Origin of the sequence: Wolbachia endosymbiont (group A) of Pogonocherus hispidulus, from assembly GCF_964028195.1 — a bacterium.
GTDB lineage: Bacteria > Pseudomonadota > Alphaproteobacteria > Rickettsiales > Anaplasmataceae > Wolbachia.
Genome location: NZ_OZ034750.1, coordinates 88148 through 112223, shown reverse-complemented (window position 1 = coordinate 112223; position 24076 = coordinate 88148). Strand labels below are relative to the sequence as shown.

13 protein-coding genes and 1 tRNA gene are annotated in these 24076 nt (G+C 36.1%); 3 read left to right on the top strand and 11 right to left on the bottom strand.

Features of this window, described 5'->3' with window-relative positions:
• Window positions 1-76 precede the first annotated feature (76 nt).
• The 7 genes from ABWU58_RS00495 to ABWU58_RS00465 all read right to left on the bottom strand — a co-directional run bounded on the left by ABWU58_RS00495 (window position 77) and on the right by ABWU58_RS00465 (window position 14669).
• Window positions 77-709 carry a hypothetical protein gene (locus ABWU58_RS00495; RefSeq protein ID WP_353283262.1) on the bottom strand — a complete coding sequence of 211 codons (633 nt, stop codon included), beginning with the start codon at window positions 707-709 and terminating at the stop codon, window positions 77-79.
• The gene (locus ABWU58_RS00490) at window positions 699-3908 is read right to left on the bottom strand and encodes a type IV secretion system protein (protein ID WP_353283261.1); all 3210 of its coding nucleotides are present in this window, start codon (window positions 3906-3908) and stop codon (window positions 699-701) included. Before ABWU58_RS00490 ends, ABWU58_RS00495 begins: the two co-directional genes overlap by 11 nt.
• A gap of 90 nt (window positions 3909-3998) precedes the next feature.
• A complete protein-coding gene (locus tag ABWU58_RS00485) occupies window positions 3999-7028 on the bottom strand; it encodes a type IV secretion system protein (protein ID WP_353283260.1) in 3030 nt (1009 codons plus the stop codon).
• A complete protein-coding gene (locus tag ABWU58_RS00480) occupies window positions 7028-9466 on the bottom strand; it encodes a type IV secretion system protein (protein ID WP_353283259.1) in 2439 nt (812 codons plus the stop codon). Before ABWU58_RS00480 ends, ABWU58_RS00485 begins: the two co-directional genes overlap by 1 nt.
• 33 nt (window positions 9467-9499) lie before the next feature.
• Window positions 9500-11965, bottom strand: coding sequence for a type IV secretion system protein (locus ABWU58_RS00475; RefSeq protein WP_353283258.1), 2466 nt, complete (start codon window positions 11963-11965; stop codon window positions 9500-9502).
• A complete protein-coding gene (locus ABWU58_RS00470; RefSeq protein WP_353283257.1) occupies window positions 11958-14363 on the bottom strand; it encodes a VirB4 family type IV secretion/conjugal transfer ATPase in 2406 nt (801 codons plus the stop codon). Before ABWU58_RS00470 ends, ABWU58_RS00475 begins: the two co-directional genes overlap by 8 nt.
• Window positions 14364-14372: 9 nt before the next feature.
• A complete protein-coding gene (locus ABWU58_RS00465; protein WP_353283256.1) occupies window positions 14373-14669 on the bottom strand; it encodes a type IV secretion system protein VirB3 in 297 nt (98 codons plus the stop codon).
• 116 nt (window positions 14670-14785) lie between these two features.
• Between ABWU58_RS00465 and lysS the strand changes: the two genes are divergently transcribed.
• The gene (gene lysS / locus ABWU58_RS00460) at window positions 14786-16480 is read left to right on the top strand and encodes a lysine--tRNA ligase (RefSeq protein WP_353283255.1); all 1695 of its coding nucleotides are present in this window, start codon (window positions 14786-14788) and stop codon (window positions 16478-16480) included.
• A 33-nt stretch (window positions 16481-16513) separates the two neighbouring features.
• Here lysS and ABWU58_RS00455 read toward each other — a convergent pair whose 3' ends face one another.
• Both ABWU58_RS00455 and ABWU58_RS00450 read right to left on the bottom strand, forming a co-directional pair.
• Window positions 16514-17110, bottom strand: a complete 597-nt coding sequence (locus tag ABWU58_RS00455; RefSeq protein ID WP_353283254.1) for an RDD family protein — start codon at window positions 17108-17110, stop codon at window positions 16514-16516.
• Window positions 17111-17134: 24 nt separating this feature from the next.
• Window positions 17135-17217: transfer RNA gene (locus ABWU58_RS00450), tRNA-Leu, on the bottom strand.
• 114 nt (window positions 17218-17331) lie between these two features.
• On the opposite strand from ABWU58_RS00450, the gene ABWU58_RS00445 reads away from it, so the two are divergent.
• Both ABWU58_RS00445 and ABWU58_RS00440 read left to right on the top strand, forming a co-directional pair.
• Window positions 17332-18783 carry a replicative DNA helicase gene (locus ABWU58_RS00445; protein WP_064124936.1) on the top strand — a complete coding sequence of 484 codons (1452 nt, stop codon included), beginning with the start codon at window positions 17332-17334 and terminating at the stop codon, window positions 18781-18783.
• 116 nt (window positions 18784-18899) lie between these two features.
• Window positions 18900-20147 carry a hypothetical protein gene (locus ABWU58_RS00440; RefSeq protein ID WP_353283253.1) on the top strand — a complete coding sequence of 416 codons (1248 nt, stop codon included), beginning with the start codon at window positions 18900-18902 and terminating at the stop codon, window positions 20145-20147.
• 73 nt (window positions 20148-20220) lie between these two features.
• Here ABWU58_RS00440 and metG read toward each other — a convergent pair whose 3' ends face one another.
• Entirely contained in the window at window positions 20221-21819 is a 1599-nt protein-coding gene (gene metG / locus ABWU58_RS00435) for a methionine--tRNA ligase (protein WP_353283252.1), read from the bottom strand.
• A gap of 880 nt (window positions 21820-22699) precedes the next feature.
• On the bottom strand, window positions 22700-23869 hold the full coding sequence (gene ubiG / locus ABWU58_RS00430) for a bifunctional 2-polyprenyl-6-hydroxyphenol methylase/3-demethylubiquinol 3-O-methyltransferase UbiG (RefSeq protein WP_353283251.1): 1170 nt from the start codon (window positions 23867-23869) through the stop codon (window positions 22700-22702).
• Window positions 23870-24076 lie beyond the last annotated feature (207 nt).

The following is a 24076-nucleotide window of genomic DNA, read 5'->3' as shown; positions in this document are numbered from 1 at the left end:
TGTCAATATGGCTTTAGCAGTTTAATAGAGAGAAGCTATCGAGTCGCTTGTAAGAAAAATACAAACATAAGACCAATCAGTTGTTTTTCTTTGATTTGCCTGCTGCATTAATTGCCTGACCAATCTCATCTTGTAAATCACCATAACTATTTCCTTCATCGTGATTGATCCCTTCAATTCTGTTTTCTAATTCTAACTTAATTATAGTATTGATTTTATCTATATTATCAAGAAAGCCTCTACATTCTTCTTCACTATACTCTTCACCAGATGCCTTTTTTTCGATAAATAGACTTTTAAACTCTGCAAGATCAGAATTCTGATCGGTATTTAGTACAACATTTCTCTCTATGAAGCTAAGATCCGACAGTAATAAACTAATCTCTAATAGATCTTCACTTTTCACGCTTTTAAGGTCTTCAAGGCTTTCTAAAATACTAAACACCTTAAGCCTTTCTTGTGCAATCTCTTTGTCTTCCTTATCAAATTCAGACAATAAACTATGATTATCCACAAATTTCTCACTCAAAGCTTTATTTAACCTAGCGAGGTCGATATTGTTGTCCGGTGTGTTATCTAATAGTAGATCTACTCTCACCCTACGCGCATTTAAAATGTCATCGTAGTCATTTAACTCTATATTGCCATTATCGTCTTGCTGCAATTTATAATAATCAAGACCTTTGAAATTTTTTTTACTAGCCTTCATTGTTGTCCTCATCCCCGCTTCTTTCTCTTGGCTCATTCGGTACACCTCTTTTTATTGATTCATTTGGCTGGCCCTCGCCTTGTTTTGGATCTGACGCACTTGATTGACCACTACCACCTTCATCTTTATGTCTTTCCGGCGTCCTTTTGCGACCGATAGTGTAATCATGAAGCTTCTCTAAAAACTCTCTCCTATATTCTTTTGCTCTATAGAGTAGGTTATGGTTATAGCCATGTTTTCCTATGGAGTCAACGCCATGCTCCCAAGTAAACTTCATAGCATCTTCTATTGTATAGCCCAAATGTGACCCTACATATCCTTTATAATAATCTAAATATTTACCAATCCTTCTATGTGTAATATCTTCTTTATCAACTCCAAATGCCCTGTAAATTTTTTCCTCAAGCTTGTCAACATCATTTTCAGGCGATGTTGCAAACTTCGTTGCTTCAATAGTAGCACCTACAAATTTACGTGGCACATCAATAGCGTATTTCAGCACTCCTCCAACTCTTGGTATCCTGCCTAATAAATTAGCTGTACCTCCGGCTAATCTATCCGGTAAATGAGTAGCCCAATTGCCTAAAGACTCTAGTTTTCCACCAGCAAAATTTTGCCACTGCTGTTTGAATTCTTCCATTATGCCAACCAAAGGCGATGCTTCATACATTCTAGATATATTGTAAACGCTGAATCCACCACCAGCTATACTTGAGCCCATTTGTTGTACAAACTCGCGTAAAGAGAACATTAAAAATGAAAGCAGGAATAATACAAAGATTTCCCCTGCATTGATTAAATAACCTCTCTGTATGTCTTGCACCCTTTGGTAATCGCTATTATTTTGATAATCTTTGTTTAAGCCAGAGAAATTTTCCAATTTACAGCTTTTATCACTTTCAATCACCTTTTCCACTAAAGACCTTATCTCTCTTTTGAGATCTGGTCTTATGATACCATTTCTATAATCATTCATCATCTCACGATAATTGCTGCATTTTTCATCTACTGACCTGCAGTAAAATTTTCTTATTTTACTGTCTATACCTATTTCTCTATCTATACTATTAATCAGCAATAAGATATCAAATTTTTCTACTGCATGTGATAAACTATTTGTTAAGCGTACTAGATCCTTTGCACTACAGTTATTATCCACTACTATATCACTTTCCGCAATATAGTGGTCTGCTGGATTATCTTTAGTTCCAGGAATTGGATTAAAGAAAGGATAATCTATATAACGAAACCCTTTTATATGTTCACCATTTTTATCTTTAGGGTAATCCGGTGGAAGCGGGATATATCCAGCACCGCCAGTAAATTTTATTGTACCACCTTCTCTGCTTATCTTTTCTATACCTTCTATGTTCTTATCTACGTTCAGCGGAGAAGCTTCTCCAAGAGTGTAAGGTACGAAAATTTGCCCTGGGGTCCAACCAAAGTACTGCTTATCAATGATGCAAAAACCGCCAAACACCCATTTTGGAGCACATAACCTTACCTCGAACCATTTATTGTAGCATACAGTAAAACCTAACTGCCTATAAAAGGTATTCATTATAATGGAAGCCAGTAATGACAAGAGAGCAAATATCATAATCGATTGTAAACAAAAACTGATGCAGAATTTTATCCAACCTTCAAACAGACTTTTCAGCGGTGAAAATAAAATAGAGATCAGGAACAATGGCATGATAGCTATAAGAAAAGCTATACCCATAAAGCCAGAGAGAAATATTATGTAAGCATATAAACATAGCAGAAAATATAAAACAATTCCTATGAAAATTGCTGGTATCATAAGGAGGCTTGCCCACATTTGGTAATGTAAAAACGCTGCAAACTTTTTCCAAACAGAATAAGCAAAAAACTTATTGAACATGTCCTTCATGAAGCTAAACAACTTAGCTTCATCTCCTTGAGCAATACTTCCGTTGTTCATGTTGGGAGCAAAATTAGTAATTATGCTTATCAATTGTTCAAGGCCTTTGATGAATAAAACGAGAAAATGATCATAGAAAAATCTAAAACTTCCAGGAGATATAAGCACTATTACTAGAGTGATTTTCATCATTCTGATGAGCATATCATGCTTAGTTTCTCGTATCATGCCAAAAAGATAAAGAAGCGATGAAATCATTACAAATAGAACAAGCAAGGAAAGAACAAAATTGTGAAAGCTCGTACTTTTTTCAGCTATATTTTCGAACATAGCTTGTGCAGCTGCAGGATCGTCACCGTTAAAATGCTTTTTGCAATTTTCGTTAATCAATAATACACATTTTAGATAGTGATAAATGTAATCAAAAAACCCAAAACTACTTGGCTGCTGCACTCCACTTAAGAACTCAAAAGAGTAGCCACCTACATTATCTAAGTAATATCTATCTAATATTTTTACATATATTTTCCATCCCTTTTTTAATTTCACCGTATCACAATTCCTGTCCTTTAATTTAGTGCTATCTCTTTCTAAAGTAAAAAATCCACTGTCGCCTTCTGCTGTGGAGTTATAACCTAGATGTACAGTAGGATATTGAGGATCGCGCATTAACTTTAGATTTTCGTTAGGATCATCTTTCCCCGTTTGAAACAAAAGATAAGCACCATGACCATTGGTAAACCAACATGGAGCACCACGTGATACTGCATTTTTGCTATCATCTTCATTAACGCACTTACACTTCACAGTGCAACTTGCATTAGGATCACTTGAAAATTTTTGTATGCTAGGTTTATAATCATTACAAACTAAGTGAAAGTCAGGTAGACTATTATCACCTGACTTGCCTTCAAATTTAGTTGCATATTTTAACTGCTCCAAGCTCTGCAAGTCATAACTGCCTTTAGATTCTTTCTTGTTATTATTACTCCAAGATGTCCATGCACCATTAACTCGCACTATTAAGCTATCTCCATCGGTTTCTAATCCAGTATCTTTCCACTTCACCACCTGGTTATGGTGGGAACCATAATTAAATTCTCCAGTTTCAGGATCAATAACTTCTCCATCTTCTGGAATAAAAGCATCGTGTTCGCTTGAAAAATGAGCGCTTACTGCAATAGGTTCAGGACCAAAATAATCGGCAGATATGCACCTTGGAAAAGGCATATCGTTCTTACTACAACCTGTGATCAGCACATAAGCTGCAAGAAGTAATACCCTAAACCAACATTTGCCTAAGCGTGATTGCATATCTAAACTTTTTCCAAATACAGAAATAAATTTCTAAAACTTTACTTAAAATATCTTTTTAATTAGTTACTCCATAACATCATTCATATCTTACCCCTCTCCATTTCCTTCCTTGTTTTTAGCTTTATCACTAGGATCACTTCTTATTGTTTCATCAGGATTTTTTTGCTGATCTGATTGTTTTAATGTTTTAGGTCTATCACCCGTTGTTTTATCAGAACTTCCTTTAGAATCTTCTTTTTTGTCTGGTTGCTTTGGTGTGTCAGGCAATCTAGCCTCAATTTTTCCCCGATCTTTACCCACTTGTTGCCTAATGTTCTGTATCATACCTTGGGTCTCATTATCAAGGCCAACAGCCGACAGTATAGATTGTGATGCGCTTGTGGCAACTTGACCAACACTGCCAGCAACTCCCCAACCAGAGCTGAATAGTGCTTGTGCCATAGCTTCCGATATGGAAACAAAAGATTCCATTGCACTAGCAATAATTAAGTACATAAATGCTTGGATCAGATCTATGGGCAACGCTGCAAAGTGCCCACCAGCCCTTTCCCCGGTACTGAGTGCAACATCAACATTAGTGCCAGGACTGTATCCAAGAGGCAGTATTGATTTCATCAAGCACAGATCATACGATAAGAAATTTACGCTAATTAAACATTGATAGCATGCAGAAAAATTTGTGAGATTGTATAGAACTGAATACATCAACTGATTTAAAAGAGATAAAGATGAAAATAAAATAACTGGTTGTACTGCAACGTGAGCTAGCGTTTTTATCCAGTTATCAAACAAGGATTTAGTCTGTTGAAATAAAATAAACACGATAAACAAAGGTGTTAATGACAGTAAAAATGCTACTAGAACAGTAGATATTACATATTTAAACGTAGCGCTAATAATGCATTTTAAAAACGCAAAAGTAGCGTAGAGTATTGCCAAAAATGCAATAAAGCCAAAAGGACCAGAGAGCATCAACGATAAAAACTTCAACCAAGTTTCTGCTGTGAATAATACTCCTGCTGTCAAGTCTAAGAATGCAAATTTCCCCCCCCCTTCCCCCACATAGCCAGAAAAGCTATCAACTAAATAAATGCTACCATCTACAAAAAGTCTGGATAAAGTTGTACCAAAAAGTTCCCAGCTTCTATCGCTAAAGGCAAAAGCTATAAATGCTATCTTGAACATTCTTACAATGAAATCAAATTTACTTAGCTGTATTGTTCCAAGCATATAGCCAACGACAGTAAATATAACGTATAGAGTAAGCAAAGCTCTTACTCCTTGAAGAAGACCTCTTGCATATCCTTTGTATGAATCTTTAACGCTGTCACCAATTACTTCTTTTTTCATAAAACCAAATATCTTGTTTATATTTGATGAAATAAAATCATTAATTTTTCTTTTGACAAATAAAGTTACTGTGTACTTATTATTTTCATAATATTTGCCATTTTTATCTGTAATGTCATCTCTCTCTACGTTGCTTACATTGATGCCGAAATATATCTTCTTAGATTCTTTATCTTTTAAATGACTTCCATCTATTTCATAATATTTTACATTATCCTCTTTTATTTTACGTAAATTTCTTACCCTTTTAAAATCATTAGTATCAACAGATTTATTTTTAGGTGGTTCATTACCTAGGTATATATATAATTTTTTGCCGTTAGTAAATTCGCATGATCTAGTCACTTTAACATGGTACCCACCCCTATTAGCTTCATAGTGACCATAATCTGCAATGGCAAGCATCACACTGCTACCAGGTGTTACACTTCCTATTGGATAGTCATGATTTAATTTTAAGGAAAAATGTTCAAAATTATCACTAATTTGTGAACATACATTATCCTCTTTTGCACCCTTTTTCTCTGGAAGACATTGAACACCTTTAGCAGTATCTTGATCACCAAGATCACCAATTTTTGCAACAAGAGCCTCAGCCCAGGAAATATCTTCGTTAATCTGCTTGAGATCCCCTTTATTTTCTTCTATATTCTTAAGCTTATCTTCAACTTCTTTAAGGTGAGAATACATATCACATTTATTTCCTTTATCATATTTGCTATACCTTATAGAAAAGACGCAATTCTTCTCTTCAGGAAAAGTAGCATTCCATATACCTTTTTTGTTGTAACATATATTCTGATAGTAACAGTTAAGCTCATAAGAGCTGTACTTTTTTATCTCGTTAAAATCGCAATTTTTTCCGTTGCATAGTCGTTCCAACCCTATTTTAGTAGAGCTATACTTTTTCACCTCGTTAAAATCGCAGCTTTTTCCATCACATAATTTGTTCAATCCTATTTTAGCGCGGCGTAAATCGAGCAGTGAACCATATACCCATGGTTCGTTGTTTTTAATATGATATTGATTGAAATGCACCTTATTATCATATGGAGTGTACCCATTGCCAACTAGCACTTTGCTTTCCTTTGCTTTTGTTTTATCAAGAGGTAAAAATTTTATTTTATTTCTCTTTCCATCCTTGCCCTCACAAAAAAATTCCTCTCCCTCTTGCTTGCTAACATTCAATATTTCACTTGCTGACACTTTTTCACCTCCTTCTTCAGCTCTATAACAATTGTCATCAAAGCTGATACCTTTCCCTCCTGGATTGTCATAATCAATTGTTATTTTTCTGGGAACTAAGCTAAAGCTTAACCTGTCACCAGGACTTACTTTTATTCCAGTGTCTACATAACGTCTATTGCTGCCAAATCCTTTACCGCCGCACAATTCGTTTTCATTTACGCCTTTTTCATCAACGCCATAATTATTAGGCACATCGTTAATATTTGCAGCTTTACTATAATTTGGTTCTGAGCCATCAGCACAAAAGCTAGCTGGCACAAGTACTTTCCTTGGATTTTTGTCTTCTTTAAAAGGGCAAAAATTTACTGATCCATCGAGGGTGAATTTGATTTCCTCACCCTTGCTAATTATCTGACCAGAATCAACCCAATGAATTTTAACTCCTTCATCTGCTTTATGAACTGGAACATCCACGTTAACACTAGTGTTTCTGCTCTGCAACCCAGGTTCGACACAATCCATGTTACAACCAGTGATTGCAAGACACAGTATCAATAATAGTGATCTTTTACTTATCATTATGAGCCCCCTGGTATCTTAGGTCCTTGAGGTCCTTGAGCCCTTTGCGGTATTTGAGGTCTTGACGCACCTGACTGTTGAGAAGTACCTCCTCCTCTTCCGCCTTCTGCTCCTCTTCTTTGAACGCTTTGTTCATCTAACCCTACTGTTCCCATTAAGCTTTGTTGATATTCTTTTCCAGGTTCTTTTTGCACATAAACACCAAACAACGAGTCAGATATTTTCGAAGAAGCTTCAACTAAAGCTTCCATAGCGTGTCCCAAAATAACAAAAGCCATCATAGCGGTAATATTAGGTGTATATTTGGAAGCATAACCATAGAAGATACAAGGGTTAAAAATCTTTAGGTTAATACTAAGTATACACGTAGAGCAGACTTCAAAATCAAATACTGAATATATGATATAATCCATAACCTGACTTATCAGTGATATAAAAATTAAAAGCACTACTGGATGAATCGCAAATCTTGCTAAATTTTTAACCCAGTTGTGAAACATCTGCCTAGTATACGCAAATAAAAGACAAATAATAAAAATAGGTGTTAAAGAAAGCAATAGCGCAACTATTGCTATAGATGTAATAAAAGAAAATAAGGCATTAAAAATAGATAAGCTCACTGTGATTAAACCCCAAATCACCAAGCAAAAAGATACAATGCCCAAAGGGCCAGAAAATATAAGAGATACTATTAACAATACTGAATGCGATGACAGAAATCTATTTAACGGCAAATCAAGAAACTCAAAAACATTTGAAGTAGTGCCTCTGAAATTTGCTATTTCTATTAACTGTTTTGGGGTGTTAATAAAAATAGAAAATGCATTGTTATAAAAAAAATTCCAACTGTTGTCCTGCAGCAGCTGGGTAATAACTCCTATCTTTACGCATATAATTAGAAACTCATATATAGAAATATGAGTTAATCCAAAAAAGTAGTAAAGGGTATATAAGATTATGTATAATACTAACAGCGATATTATCGTAGATCTAATGGTGTTTGTTTTGCTTGATTTTACAAAACTTTCGTAAAGATGCTTTACAGGACTAGTATCAGAGTGAATCGCGTTGGAGTCTTTATAGCTGGAACCAAAAAATGCAGTTTTTACTTTTTCGTCAAAAAAATTATAGATTGCACTAAAAGTTCTTGTAGGTGGCTCTTTAGTTGTTAGGTTAATACTAAATTGACCTTCATTTTTGTAATCGCAGCCATGGTCTCTTATTCCGTAATATATGATGCCTGTTTTGTCTTTTAACTTTTCTTTCAAGTTTTCCATATATTGGATGTCATGAACTTGGCTAATATCTACGGATATATCTCCCTGATTTTCACCAGGCTTATGCTCAGGAAGTTTGTCAGAGACGCTTATATACAAACTATTCTCCAGACTGTGGTTCTTCGCTACTCTTATGTTGAAACCACCTTTGTCATTTTTATTACCTAACCTAAAAGTTAACCTTGGTACTGGATGGCCATTACTTATCTTGTGGTCATAATTAGTGTATGTGCCGCCTCTTTGCGCATATTCAAAACTTTTGCCATTCATATGAACCCTTAAGACAGGAACATCAGTGTTTACTTTTGTATTCTTTAAAACATCACCAATGACCTCAGCATCAACAAACTTACCGCTAGAACTACTTAAAGCGTTGGTAATAGATGTAAATAGTTTATGTTCTGTAGTATTATATTCAACATAAGCGCAATTCTCTGCTCCTGTGTTAGAATTATAAAACTTACATATACGTTCACAGGCCAGATTTAAAATGTATGTATCTATCCCTGCCTGACTGCTTGAAAGCGAGCTGCAGTCTATATCTTTTCCTTGTTGTTTTATAGAGTTAATAATATTTTCAATTTCCTTTTTTCTTTCATCTTGATCTAACTTCGAAAAATCTGAATCCCAGTACTCTCTTCCACTCAACCATTGCGCATCGCCTATTATATATTTATTAGGACATATCCCATCCTTGCCACCTTGGCATTTCTCTTGATTTAAAACATGTGCAAAATGTTCCGTTTCTTGCTCGCTACACTTTTCGTCGATTTTCACATACCTGATTTTTGTCTCACTCTCTTTATCTTTACACACTTTACTTCCAATCACACTAAAGCTTATCGTATCTTCAGCTTTAAGTGCAAATGGCAACGTACCGTAATTTTTCCCAGGTCTAATTGCAAAATCTGCATACTGCTTAGGGCAAAAATTAACCTTACTAGGCACTATATTAATCTCTGTTACTCTTATTCTATCTGAGATATTAACACCGGAATCAACCCACTTCTGCTCTGTTGACACTATATCTAGTTTTTCACGCAAACCTGATAAATTTTCTGGCTTAATACAGTGATCCTCTCCGCATCCAGACAATAAAAAAAGCACCACAAAACTTATGCATAGCTTACCCAAGTTTTGGTTACTTAAACGTTTAAGCATCTGTTACTTACCTTAACTAGCATCACCGCCACCTTAGTTAATCTTTTCGCTGGAACCTTTACCACTATCTCCACCTCCTCCACCAGTACCTCTTGCCTTCTTGACAGCCGCAGCAGCAGCTTGACCAACACCTCCAGCAGCAGCTTTGGCAGCAGATAAAGCTTTGCCCACCATTTGTCCAGGTGTATGACCTGAGCCAAGTGCTGCTCTATGGTTACCAGCAAGTTCAGCAGCCATGCCAGGAAGAATGTTTAAAAAGTGATAAAATAGAAATAGTACTAAACATAACTTCATTAGCTCTCCAAGCACAGAGTCACTAAACTCAACATACGCAAAATCAACCAGACCAAGTAGCATGCTTTTCTCCCATTTGTAATTTTGCAGCATGCATGCTAAAGTATTTGGATTGCTAGCACATTCTCCTTCTTTCAACTTAAACCAATATGTTTTCTTGCCTAATATTTCAACTTTCTCTTTATCAAAACTCAGACCTCTATAAAAGATTTTATCACATGCTATGAACATAAAGGACAAAAACGCAAAAAGGATAACCGGGTATAAGCTATAGGTGATTAATTCTTTTACCCAGCCATCAAAATATCCTTTGGTGTGTTGAAATAAAACCATAGGAATGAACAAAGGTGATAAAATGATGATTACACTTAAAGCAACTAGAGATAAAATAAATACATAGCACAGCCACAAAATAACCATCATCATCAAAATGGCCATAAATATACAGACAAGAGCCACTAAAATCTGTCCACCAGCAAAAATAATACCGATTATCGAACCTGCAACTAACAAGACAGGAGCAGCGCCAAGCAAGACTGCTAACGTTACAACACCTCCAGTACCAATTTTGCCACCAATTCCATCTAAAGGAGCACCTAAATAAAATAAAATTCTACAATCAAGCCTATCCCAAGGTGCAAGATAACTGTATGCAGGAGTGCCTGTATAATCTTTTGCTTCATAATCACATATACCTTTACTTTCAGATGAAGCTTTGAGCACTATTTCTGACAAACCATTTGAGAGACGAGTTAATTCTCCATAATAATGAGACATGGTACTGCCTGTTGTGAAGTAAATCACTAAAGCGAATTTAATAATCAACATGTACATTTCTTGTGGGCTGCGAACTCCACCAGACATAGCTTTTATAGAGAACAGTATTAAAGCTAAAACCAAAACAGCAGTTATGGTGTTTTTCAGCCTTTTCTGTGCTACAGATAAGAAACTGCCCTTGTTATGTCCATTTTGATCCTTAAGTGGGCTGCCACTTGAATCAATACCTGCAACTAAATTATCTAACGATTCCTTAATGCATTGCACTATCATAGAAGTTACGGGAATAGGAGCTAATGATTTACTCCCTGCCTGGTTATAACAAGCTTCAGAGACATACGAGCTAAAACAACCGGCATTGTCATAACCTACAAAAATTTTTCCTTCTTTTTCCTTATTTCTTATGGTAGTTTTATAGTCATCATTATTACCAATAGGAACTTTTTCCTCTCCTGTACCATCTTTATTTTTGAATTTCATCACAGATTTTTCACACATAGGAGCAAGTGGATCAGGTGGCAATTCTGTGCATCCCATATCAACCCCTTGCGGCCAAGGAGTCATTTCGATACCAAGCATTCTCACACTTGCTAACTCCACACACAATCTGCCCATTTTTCTCACTGCTTTGAATGTAGCTCCATGTATGGGTTCGCTCTGTCCTGCTTTGAGAACTTTACATTCCAGTTCACCATCAACCTTTGGGGACCATGATCCATCTACATATCCAGTATCTTTCTCCCTGACATTAAAGTTTATATCACCAAAAAGATTACCAAACGTTAAGGGGTTTCGATGACATACTTCTATATATTCACTGTATTGCACACCGTTTTTTGGCCAGTAATAACTCTCTGTACTCTCCTGAACGTTAGAATTTAAGGCTTCTTTTTCTGCTCTTTTCCCGTCATAGTCTTTTTTGTTCACGCCTTCCCGAGCTTTATCTTGCAAACAAGAAAAATATTCATCTTCTGTTTGGTAATTTTTATTGGTACAGCCACTATAACCTGTGTCTTCTAATTTAAAATTTTTGTATTTTCCATCATGACCACGTGCAACTGGGTGTTTAACAAAACTATGTTCACAAACAACAAGCCCTCCTACGGCTTTCCAGACTCCAACGATTGCAGCTATCATTCCAATGACAACAAGAGCAGTAAACAAACCAGCAGAAGAGACGATCAAAACAATGCCAGTAAATATTGCACCAACAGCAATAGCTATTCCAGCAAGTGCTGCAGCTGTTTTAAACGCCCCACAATCAGGGTTAGAGGCACGGCTAAAGCTGCCAGTAGAGTTAAATCTACTAACAAATTCTGTCTTGTCAGTACCACTTACTCCATTTGCAAGCACTGGATATGAGAGTAAAAAGTCTATATTTAGTAAAAATATCGCAATTAATAGCAATGACAGCTTAGTCTTAAACATTTTTTACCTTCTGATAAAATATAGGCAACCATACTTTTGGGTTGTCCCCAACTTCATTTAATATATCGTGTAACAAGAGAACACTTTCTGCACGTCCGGATAATACGTTGATTATATCATCTAGGTCTTTTAAGTCTATTCTAGCTACCACAGCATTAACTCCTTGTTTCACCAAAAAGAATCTAGTGCTTGGATCTGTGTGCTTAATTAATATATATTCACGTTCAGTTAACATAAAAACATCCCGATAGACACTAGTAGCTTTCAGATTTGGTAAAAAAATCTGTGTCGCTGTTTGTTGTACAAGCGTATCGCTAATAGCACTTTTACTTGCATCCTCAACACTCTGAGTAGCAAAAATCACAAAAGCATTTAGTTTTCTCAGTACCTTCAACCAGTCTTTTATCTTGGGTGCAAAAACTGGATTATCTATTAATGCCCATGCCTCATCAAGAACGATAATAGATGGAGTGCCATCAAGAGATATACTAATCCTATGAAATAAATAAATCAATACTGGTCCAAGGGCAACAGGATCTTTGAGCAAGCTAGCCATCTCAAAACCAAATACTCTTGCTCGTGAAAAATCTAGCAAATCTTCTTTATTGTCAAATATTGCAGCATGAGAACCATTATCATGCCACATAGATATTGCCCCAGCTAGAGTATCAGGACCTGCAAGCCCTAAAAACGGTACAAGGTTTCTCAAGAACCTGTCTTCTTTTCTTAATTTAAAATTTCCTTCAATTGCATCATTAATTCGTGCAATATCTTCTGAAGTAAATTTATCATTATATACCGAAATTAAAGACTTTATCCACTCCATTAAAAATGTTCTATTATCAGAGGTGTCATCAAGTTGCAAAGGATTAAAATTTGTTTTAGTTCTTGGTTCTATTACAGTATAGATACCACCAAGTGCTCTTAAGAAAATCTCTGCACCGCGATCTTTGTCAAAAAAGAATATCCTTGGAGAAAATTTTATCGCTTGAGCACATAAGAAATTCATTAAAACAGTTTTACCAGCACCAGTTGGGCCAATTATCATAGTGTGTCCAACATCCCTTATATGAAAGTTGAAAAAAAATGGAGTACCAGATGTCGTGTCGAAAACTGTAACGGCATCTCCCCAGTGGTTATTGAATTTATTACCAGTAGGATAATTATGTTGAGATGCAAATCCAGCCAAATTAAGACTACTTATTGTAGCTTTTCTCACTATATAATCGAAATTACCAGGAATTTGCGCCCAAAATGCTGGTTCAAGATTAACTCTCTCACGGACAGGGTAAACACCGCAATTAGAAAGCTCTGATTCTACCAACGACAGAGCGTTATCCAATGATTTAGGACTTTTTTCTATACATAAAATAGTCAGGTGATGTTGACCAAATGCAATCTTACCACTCATTGCGTCATCAAGCGCTTGAGAAATTTCTGCTATTTGAGAAATAGCTTTATCTGCAGACTGTATCATTCGATTTTGCTGTATCTGCATTTTTCCAATCGCCATTTGCCTGTTTATAAATTGAAAAGATTGCGTAATTATAAACTCGTAAGGAAGTTGTAAAAACGAATCAAGCATTCCTGCAGAAGTATGATTTCCATATTCTTTGATACTAACTATTCCAGCATATTTGCTTTCATTGTGAGTCACAACCTGTATCATCTTGCGACCAAAGAACAATCTGTGTACTGGCAAATACCTTGATATTTCAGTCCTCAGCGGAAAAAGTGTATTTGTAACGAAGCCACAATTTACAATTCTGGATAAAAATTCCATTATTTCACAAAATAGGCCATTGGGAGTTTCTTTTACTGCAAGAACTTTGGGTGAATAGTTTCTAAGGCTTGTCACTACACGATTTGTCGTTTCCTCTAAATCTTCATACGTAGCACGCATATCACTTTCCCAAGCATGTTTTGAAGTTACATGTCCGAATTTTTTTAGTAGATGTGACAAAAATTCTACTCCTTTTGTGTCCGCTCTACGGATAATCGTAATGTATAGGTCATTAATAAATGATTGCCTTGTTGCGTGTTTTTCTCTCCATTTTAGATTTACGTGATTAGCGAAAAAATTCGGCAAACCTTGACTTGCAAATTCATCAGAAAAAATATTTTTTTTACGTCTGATGGTATGAAAATACAAACTAAATGCCGGAGATGAAATGCTTCTGAGCATCTGATTCCTGATATTATTTTGTATTACTAAATCCTCGTCATCGGCGGTTTCAAATGCAAAGCCACTTAATTTTATAACCTTAACCAACCAATTTTCTTTTGTCATCAAGGTTGTGCTATTCCAATAGCAAGAATAAGGAATAAATTCAGCAGCGTGAACTTCCCTGCTCAGAGTAGATTTACTCTTTGATTGAATAGCCCTAAACCTCAGCATCACACAACATTAAGCAATATCATAAGAATTGGCTCCATGGTAAAAACGATTTAAACATTTCGAGCACTTTCCTAATTTTACCATAAATAATTCAATAAACAACGGTTCTTTTGCAGAAGCTATATAGCCAACTCCATGTATACCTGGTAACATTAAGAGAATCACTCGCAAATCATTTGAATTAATGAAAATTAGCATGCAAATCAGGACGTTTAATATTGCAAACATATAACTCACACCAAAGAGCATTGCAGGTCTTGTAAGACCTTTAAATAATTGATCTGTTTGTATACTACCTGTGGACATATCTTTAACCTTCTAATAATAGCTCTAACACTAATACTATACCATTATATTAAAAATCCATTGAAACTAGTAGCACTTTAAGTTAAGATACATTGATTAATAATTTAACCCAGATAATGACAAGTTGGCCATTTCAAGAAGCAGAAAAAATATTGCAAGAGTTTCCTAATAAAAAAGAAATAATATTTGAAACTGGTTATGGACCCTCTGGTTTACCCCACATAGGAACCTTTGGAGAGGTTTTCCGCACTACAGTTGTTGTAAATGCATTAAAAAAAATAGCTCCTGGTATAAAAACCAAAATCATTGCAGTTTCAGATGATATGGATGGTTTACGAAAAATACCAGATAACGTGCCAAATCAAGAGATGCTAAGAGAGCACTTAAATAAGCCACTCACTATAATCCCAGATCCATTTGGGACTCATGAAAGTTATGGTCATCATATGAATTCATTGTTGTGTAAATTTCTTGATTTGTTTGAATTTGAATACGAGTTCAGGAGTGCAACAGAGTGTTATAAATCTGGCGTTTACGATGAAAAACTTTTACTCCTGCTGAAAAATTATGATAAAGTGATGGACGTAATGCTTCCATCATTTCGGGAAGAAAGGCAGCAGACTTACAGTCCATTCTTGCCGATATGCCCAAAAACTTCCCAAGTTTTACAAGTTCCAGTAATTGAAACAAATACAGATAAAGGAACAATCACGTATGAAGACCCAAACGGGGAAAAAATAGAAGTTCCAGTGACAAAAGGAAAATGTAAACTGCAATGGAAACCTGATTGGGGAATGAGGTGGGCCGCATTTGGAGTAAATTATGAAGCTCACGGAAAAGATTTAACTCCATCTGCTGTGCTTTCAAGTCAAATATGTGAAATACTTGGAGAAAAGCCACCACTTCTGTTTTGCTACGAGTTTTTCCTTGATAAAGAAGGAAAGAAAATATCAAAATCAAAAGGAAATGGCATTTCAATTGAAGAGTGGTTAACTTACGCACCAACAGAGAGTTTAGCATTGTACATTTTTCAGAGCCCTAAAAAAACTAAACGTTTATATTTTGATGTGATACCAAAATCAACTGACGAGTATCTAGAGTTTGTTAAGCGTTATCATGAAAATAAGGATAATGTGCTCAATACAGAATCTTCAGAATCATCTATTGTCATTCCAGAGTTCTCTTCTGTCATCCCAGTGCTTGACACTGGGATCCAGGAAGAAAAAATATGGATTCCAGTGTCAAGCACTGGAATGACACCTGACCGAGGTGCTAATCTTTCACTAGAACAACGATTAGATAATCCCGCCTGGCATATCCACCGGGGCAATGTTCCCAACATAGAAACTTCAGGCATAAATTTCTCACTACTTTTAAACCTAGCAGCGGCTTGTAATGCTGAAAACAAAGAGATCCTATGGGGTTTTATATCCTCTTATGCACTGAACGTTACACCAGAAAATAATAAAATGCTTGATAGACTTTCAGACTTTGCAGTAAAGTATTACCACGATTTTATCAAACCAACAAAATCATATAAAACTCCAAATGCAAAAGAGAAAGAAGCGTTACTAGATTTGAAGGACACTTTACATTCTCTATCTACAACTGCTACTGCTGAAGAAATTCAATCTCAGGTATTTTCTATTGGAAAAAAATATGATTATACCAACTTACGTGACTGGTTTCAGCTATTATATGAAACGTTACTTGGCCAAAAAACCGGTCCAAGAATGGGATCTTTCATAAAGCTTTATGGAATAGATAATACGATTTCTCTCATAGAAAGCGCTACTAAATGTATACTTTAGAGTTTACCTTCTTTCATTTGAGCTCTTTAGTTTTTAGCTCTGCCTTCTGAGGCTTTTACTCGTGACAACCACTGTGCCTGCGATCTTATCGTGCCAAGTTTGGCAGCGTTTGTTGAAATTTGACCATAAAAAGCCCAAGAATAATGGTGCAACTGATAGTATGAGGGAAAAAAATCTCTTGGTTGCTTGCCTTAAAGTCATTTTTCCGAAGGTTTGTGCATCTACAACTCTGAGCCCAAATAATAGTTTTCCAGGTGTAGCAGCAAACTTTACCCACATATATATTACATAGCAAAAGAGCATAATAAACTGGACTATTTGATTTAGAATCATTAATTTTACAAGTCTACTCTGCGTTGTCTTTTCTTCTGCAGACAGTGGCGCTTGCATTTGGTATTTTGCAGCAATTTGACTTAATATTTTGCTATCCTCTGAGTTTGTAAAGAGCTGGTTTAAGGCTTGGCTGCAAAACTGCAAGAACAAAACGATAATAATTAAATCAAGCAATACTGATATATAGCGCCTGAGGCCCGTTACATAACATATTCCATTTTCATCCTTTTTCACCTTTTGAACAACATTTATAGAAGAAAAAATAGAAAATAAACGATCAAAAAATTTATGTAACATATATACACTTTCCAATATTTAACGTGCCCCTGGCCGGACTTGAACCAGCATGCTTTTGCAAGCAACAGATTTTGAGTCTGCCGTGTCTACCATTCCACCACAGGGGCATTAAGTTTTAATGCTATAGGCAACACGGAATTAGTCAAATTTTTTTGCCTTTACATCTTTCAAATGAGGACTAAATATTCTACAATAATCAATAGTTACTCTCAAAACTTAAAATGAATGAATTAGCTAGTCTCTTGGGTTCAAGAAGTGTAGACAAGGAAATATGTAAATTACCGCATAATTTAGAAGCTGAACAGATGCTTATTGGTGCAATGATTCGTGATAATAGAATCTGTGATGCGGTTGAAGACACAATCACAGCGGAGAATTTCTATGATCCATTACATCAAAGTATTTTTACGCAAATATCCAAAACCAGGAAACATGGCATAATTGCCAATGAACTGAGCCTCAAGATGTTTTTTGAGCACGACAAAGCATTTACCGAATGTGGTGGGGTAGAGTACTTAGCAAAGCTTGCAGCGAAGGCAAGTATTGCACTTGATATCTATAGTTTGACTAGAATAATCCGTGATACTTACTTAAGGAGATGTTTAATTAAGCTCGGGCAAGAAATAGTTGGTGATAGCTACAACTACGATATTGAAAATCCTGCACAGGCGCAAATTGAACAAGCAATGACAAAATTGTTCAATTTGGCAGTAAAAAAACAAGGTGAGAAAACATATATAAAACTTGCAAGTTCAATTAAAGATGTAGTTGAGAAGATCAGCACACTGAAAAATAATCCAGAAGCGCTAGGCGTTACAACCGGACTTCAAGATCTAAATCAGCTTCTTGGTGGTCTACAAAAATCTGATTTATTAATTTTAGCTGCAAGGCCTTCTATGGGAAAAACAGCATTGGCGCTAAACATCGCACTTAATGCTTGTAAGATGTTGCAAAAAAGAGCAGATAAGCAACACTATGTAGCGTTTTTCTCGCTTGAAATGTCAGCAGAGCAATTAACTGCAAGGCTGATCACTATAGATTCAGGGATTAGTTATTATAAGGCATTAACCGGGAGAATTAGTGATTTTGAATTGCATGAATTTATCAATACTAGTACAGAATTATCTGAACTGCCTTTCATCATAGATGACACCCCTGCGCTATCAATTAGTGCCCTTCGCACCAGAATACGCTTGCTGTATCAATTATATAATGTAGAAGTGGTATTCATTGATTATTTGCAGCTAATCAGAGGAACAACAAAAAGGAGTAATGAAAATAGAGTGCAAGAAATCTCGGAAGTGACGCAGGGTTTGAAAGCAATTGCAAAGGAGCTAAATATTCCTATTGTTGCACTATCTCAGCTCTCTCGTTCTGTTGAGCAGAGGGATGATAAAAAACCACAACTTTCTGATTTACGTGATTCAGGGAGCATAGAGCAAGACGCAGATATAGTAATGTTTCTCTATAGAGAAGAGTATTATGAACTAAGAAAACAGCCAAATGAAGGAAACAATAAACATCGGGAATGGCAAGAGAAAATGGAAAAAATTAGAAACATTGCAGAGCTCATTATTGCAAAGCAGAGAAATGGACCAATTGGCAGTGTGAAGCTATATTTTGACTCTAACAGAGGTGCATTTAAAGATTACACGGAAAGGCATAGTTCATAGCTTGGCAGCAATCTTCTTGTTCCCAAGTTTATCAATTATTTTTTTATATAAAGATAGCTTGACAACTTCTTAAAAATCCTTTTATAATGGTATTATATTTTATAATACGTGAGATGATGAATAAAAACAATGTACCCTATTATATAGCTGGAACTCTGGCTACTTTCACTTTATTAGCATCTGGAGTGTTTGCTGCAGCTCCTTATATTGGTTTCTTAGCTCCAGTTGCAGCATTAAGTGTTGGCTTGCCATTTATTATTGGTTATGCTGTGTTTTCTGTTGTAACTATTGCACTTTCGTATAAAGCAATTAGTAAGAACAAAACAATTTCTGAGAAGGAAGCTCAGCTTGCTGATGAAAAAAGTAAAGTAGAAGCTAAAAATAAAATAATTTCTGAGAAAGAAGCTGTAGTACAGGATCAAAAGCAAACCATTTCTGAGTTAGAAGCTAAGATACAAGCTCAAGAACAAACAATTTCTGGGCAAAATGACCAGCTGACTAAAAAAGAAGTGGAAGTAAAAGCTAAAGAGGAAGAAATTTCTAAGCAGAAAATTGAAATTAATAAAAAAAATGAGGAGATTAATAATCCAAAAGAAGAAATAGAAAAATTTAAACACAAGAAAACTTTTGTTCCGCAAGCAATAAAGAATATCAAAGAAGCATCTCAAGAAGCATTTGCATATGTAGCAGAAGCCTACAGTAGTGGGCGCGTTCATAGTACTATTAAGCAGCGCCGTAGTGATGTTGCAAATGACTTAAAAAATGTCGTAGGTAGTGCGAAAAATGCTTATGGCACATCAGTTGAGTATGTAAAAGGGAAATTTAATAGTGCTGGAAATAAATTAAAAAATGTTTATGGTACATTAGTTGAGTATACAAAAGGAGCACTTAACAGCGTTGGAAGCAGCTTGTACAGTAGGATTTATGGTACTAAGGTTTCTAGTCCGGAAGAGCAGTTTAAGCGTGAAGATGGATCTAAACCTAGCATGCAAGAACTAACTCGTTTGGATTATTTAAATCTTGAGGTTCTTTCCAGTGAGCAAAAGCAACGAGCTAATAGTTTGGATTATTTAAATATTGATAACGTTCCTAAGCAACCTGATCATTTAAATGTTGATGCTGCTAAAAGTTATTTAATGAGTCTTTCTGAGGATCAGGATGTATTTTATGATGCAGAATCTGGTGATGAAAAAGGTACTGAGATTTCTAGCCCAGAAAGTCAGCCAACTAAAGAAGAAAATGGTCAAGGCTGGTTTGCATGGAGCCTAGGAAAGGTTAAGTCGGCAATGACTGAAGTAGTAGTGATAGATGCTGATGTTACTAAACCATATTTTGCTAAAGTAACTAAGGCACTTGCCACCTAACTTGAATATGTAGACAGCGGTGTGCACCGTTGTTAACTAAAGATAATCCCATCCAGGAGAAATAGTTTTTACACTATTTCTCCTCTTTAGCATCAACCCTCAAAAAAACCGGCGTAGGTTTAGGCAGCGTAATGCCTAAGCTTACGCATGCGTTGCACAGAGATTTTAAATCTTGTTGCTCTTTCGGGATTTGCAGTTGATCAAGTATCATTTCCGCTGACCTCGGGACAATTGGCTGCAATAAAATGCCTATTATCCTGATATATTCCAGTAACTTGTAAATTACTAAATTCATGCGCTCTCTGTCAGTTTTGCTTAGTGTCCAGGGTGCACTTTTGTCTATGTAGGCATTTGCTTCAGAAGAGATGTTGATGATTAGAAGTATGATATGGTTAAATTCATACTTTGATAGGTGATTCATCACTTGATCGAGTATAGCTTTGCAACCTGGAAGACTTTCTTCACCTTTAAGTAGGCTTTGATCGATTGTTGGTACAATTCCAGAACATTGCTTGTGTAAAAATGAAATTGTTCTTTGTACTAAATTGCCTATGTTGTTTGCCAGTTCTGAATTTATCCGGCTGATCATATTTTTCTTACTAAAGTTGCCATCTTGGCCGAAGCTTGCTTCCCTGAGGAGAAAATAGCGTAGCTGATCAACACCAAACTCTTGAGCGAGGCCAATTGGATCTATGACATTACCAAGGGACTTGGATATTTTTTCTCCTTCGTTTAGCCACCAACCATGAACTGCTACTTGTTTTGGTAGTGGCAAACCTGCTGCAAGGAGGATAGCCGGCCAATATACAGCGTGAAAGCGCAATATGTCTTTGCCGATTACATGAACGTTGAAAGAGCTGTCAGCTAGGTTCGGCGTCATTCCAGTGCTTGACACTGGAATCTGCGTTTTGGATTCTGCCCAAAACCTCTTATATTCTTCACCTTCAGTACTAGGAAAACCTATTGATGTAAGATAATTGGTTAATGCATCTATCCAGACATAGATTACGTGTTTGTCATTACCTGGTACTTTTATTCCCCAGTTAAAACTAGTGCGAGAGATTGAAAGGTCAATGAGCCCTAATTTTACAAACGATATCACTTCATTTTTTCTGCTCTCAGGAAAGATAAAATTTGGTTGATTTTCATATAGCTCTAGCAATTTGTCTTGCCAGTTTGACAAGCGAAAAAAGTAGCTCTCTTCTTTTATCCACTGAACTTCTGCGCCTGTTGGTGCTTTGCCATCTATCAGCTCTGACTCCTGATAAAATGCTTCGTCACGAACTGAATACCAACCCGAATAGGAATCCAAATATATTTGTCCTCTCTCTTCAAGTCTATTCCATAAAGCTATAACTGCTTTTTTGTGACGTTCCTCCGTAGTGCGAATAAAATCGTCATACTCAAAATTCATGAACTTAGCCAATTCTTTAAATGAAACGCTCACTTCATCTGTAAATTCTTTTGGCTGCATTTCCTTTGCTTTAGCTGCTTTTTCTATTTTTTGTCCATGTTCATCTGTACCGGTGGTAAATTTGACATTTTTCCCAGCTAGTTTCATGAACCTTGCCACAACATCACACAAAAGAGAGGTATATGCATGCCCGATATGTGGCTTGTCATTTACGTAATATGTTGGCGTGGTGATGTAAAAGTTCTCGAATTGTTCCATTATGCAGTGCTTAAAGCTTTATCGTATCTGTGCTAGTAATAAAAATCAATATGTAGTACACTATGTATAACTATACAAACGTTTGTTTTAGAAAGCAATCCGTACAGCAGATGGTGTCATCCAAGTAGCTGACAACATAGAAACGAAAAAACTTCCTTGACAAACTCCGCCAGCCCCCTTATCATGAAACTGAAGGTATTCAGTTATCTTCATCTGTGCAGATTAAACAGCAAGAAAACAACGTAGTTGGCGTCTTATTTTTAATTTTTTGCACTATGTGCACCTTATGTCTTCACAATATTTCTGGGTTTTTACCTACATAAGCTGAAACGCGCTTATAAGTCGTTTAAGACAGTATAGTACGCCAATTTGCAGGATTAGAGAGTGAACACTAATTACCACGGGATTTCTTTGCCTTTTTTTCTGCTTAGTAAATTTCTTAAACATTTTAGCTGAGGTTAGTTGCACTTAAAAGCAGCTAAATTGCAGCGTTTAAGGCTTAAAAAACGCCAAATACTGAAAATAGATAGTAACTGGGGCTTCTTTTGCCTTTTTTTTCGTTTGGTAAATTTCTTAAACATTTATAGCTAAACGACAACCATCATCCCGCTGCTTGTTAGCGGCTAAGAGATACCGCGGCGGTATAGTAACTCGTCATCCTGCTACTTGTTAGCGGGATCTAGAGATACCGTGACGGTATGACGTAGGACTGCTGTCATCCCGCTTTGTTTTAGCGGCTAAGATACCGCGAATGAATCGCGGTATGACGGTTCGTGACGGTATGACGTAGAGCTCGCGTTAGCTATACTTTTATACTCACCAACTCAGTGTCCAATCTGGATCCAAGTAGTCAAGCTACTCGGATGATATTAGAACCGTCTCAAACTACAATGTTTCCACAGAGTATATAATTAACATCCACACCTTTAGTTAGATTCCACTCACGCTTTATTACGTTGTACTCCATGCCAGCCATGTTTTGCAGCGTTACATTATTTTCTCTTAAGTGATTTGCAATTTCTGACGGCTTGAGAAATTTATTCCAGTTATGCGTACCTTTTGGCAGCCAATTTAATATGTACTCTGCACCAATTATTGCAAGGCAGAAGGATTTGATAGTTCTATTTATTGTGGATATAAAGATTAACCCCTCCGGTTTTAGCAGCTCTATTGCTTTCTTCATGAAAAGCTCTAAATTATCCACATGTTCAACTACTTCCATCAACAGAACCACGTCGTACTTCTTGTCATTGCTTAGCTCTTCAATGCTGGTGTGCATGTATTCTATATTTAACCCTACTTTTTTCGCATGTGAATGCGCTACTTTGATGTTTTCTTCACATACATCTATTCCCACAACGTTAATGCTAACGCGTGCCATTGACTCTGACAAAATGCCACCACCGCATCCAACATCAAGCAATGATAATTCTTTTAAATCGCATTTTTTTAACTCTTTTATTTTCTCAATAATGTAAGATACTCTAATAGGATTCATCATGTGCAATGGCTTAAATTTACCATTCTCATCCCACCATTCACCTGCCATTTTAGCGAATTTTGATATTTCATCTTCGTTATAAGTTTTTGTTTTTTTTTTCTTAGAGGCTATATTGCTAAGTTTATCAAGGCGTTTTTTATGTCTGCTTTCTTTTGAAAATTCTGTTTCGAGGAATTGTTTGACTATGTCTTTTGCTAATCCACTCGCAGTAAATCCTGCACCAAGACACAGTACATTTGCGTTGCCATGCTCGCGAGCTAATTTTGCGATCTCAACACTATTACATAAAGCAGCGTAGATTCCTTCAAAACGATTTGCCACAGTACTCATGCCCAGACCTGTACCACAAATTAATATCCCATAATTTGCTTTTTTGCTTGTTATATCTTCTACAACTTTAACAGCATAGTCTGGGTAATCTACACACTTTTGCTTAGCAGTGCAGCCTTGATCTACCACTCTATAACCTAGGGCTTCCAGGTAAGGTTTTATTTCTGATTTTAATTCATAACCAGCATGATCTGAAGCAATTGATACTACATCTAACATATAAATAATTAATTTTATACTAATTAAATGATATAATTAAAGCAGATAAGATTTAATAAATTGAATAGATTACAGTGTCAAGTACACAACTGTACGAACGTTGCGATTTTAGTCCACCAAGGAAGGGTGTCATCCCAGTGCCCAGACACTGGGATCCATGCAATCTCGTCAAAGACGTTCATTTTAGCATAAAAGAGCTACTTTTAT

What these genes read in the sequence shown, in the direction of transcription:
- ABWU58_RS00495 (WP_353283262.1), bottom strand. Translation starts at nt 709, where the DNA reads ATGAAGGCTAGTAAAAAAAATTTCAAAGGTCTTGATTATTATAAATTG.
- ABWU58_RS00490 (WP_353283261.1), bottom strand. Translation starts at nt 3,908, where the DNA reads ATGCAATCACGCTTAGGCAAATGTTGGTTTAGGGTATTACTTCTTGCA.
- ABWU58_RS00485 (WP_353283260.1), bottom strand. Translation starts at nt 7,028, where the DNA reads ATGATAAGTAAAAGATCACTATTATTGATACTGTGTCTTGCAATCACT.
- ABWU58_RS00480 (WP_353283259.1), bottom strand. Translation starts at nt 9,466, where the DNA reads ATGCTTAAACGTTTAAGTAACCAAAACTTGGGTAAGCTATGCATAAGT.
- ABWU58_RS00475 (WP_353283258.1), bottom strand. Translation starts at nt 11,965, where the DNA reads ATGTTTAAGACTAAGCTGTCATTGCTATTAATTGCGATATTTTTACTA.
- ABWU58_RS00470 (WP_353283257.1), bottom strand. Translation starts at nt 14,363, where the DNA reads ATGCTGAGGTTTAGGGCTATTCAATCAAAGAGTAAATCTACTCTGAGC.
- ABWU58_RS00465 (WP_353283256.1), bottom strand. Translation starts at nt 14,669, where the DNA reads ATGTCCACAGGTAGTATACAAACAGATCAATTATTTAAAGGTCTTACA.
- lysS (WP_353283255.1), top strand. Translation starts at nt 14,786, where the DNA reads ATGACAAGTTGGCCATTTCAAGAAGCAGAAAAAATATTGCAAGAGTTT.
- ABWU58_RS00455 (WP_353283254.1), bottom strand. Translation starts at nt 17,110, where the DNA reads ATGTTACATAAATTTTTTGATCGTTTATTTTCTATTTTTTCTTCTATA.
- ABWU58_RS00445 (WP_064124936.1), top strand. Translation starts at nt 17,332, where the DNA reads ATGAATGAATTAGCTAGTCTCTTGGGTTCAAGAAGTGTAGACAAGGAA.
- ABWU58_RS00440 (WP_353283253.1), top strand. Translation starts at nt 18,900, where the DNA reads ATGAATAAAAACAATGTACCCTATTATATAGCTGGAACTCTGGCTACT.
- metG (WP_353283252.1), bottom strand. Translation starts at nt 21,819, where the DNA reads ATGGAACAATTCGAGAACTTTTACATCACCACGCCAACATATTACGTA.
- ubiG (WP_353283251.1), bottom strand. Translation starts at nt 23,869, where the DNA reads ATGTTAGATGTAGTATCAATTGCTTCAGATCATGCTGGTTATGAATTA.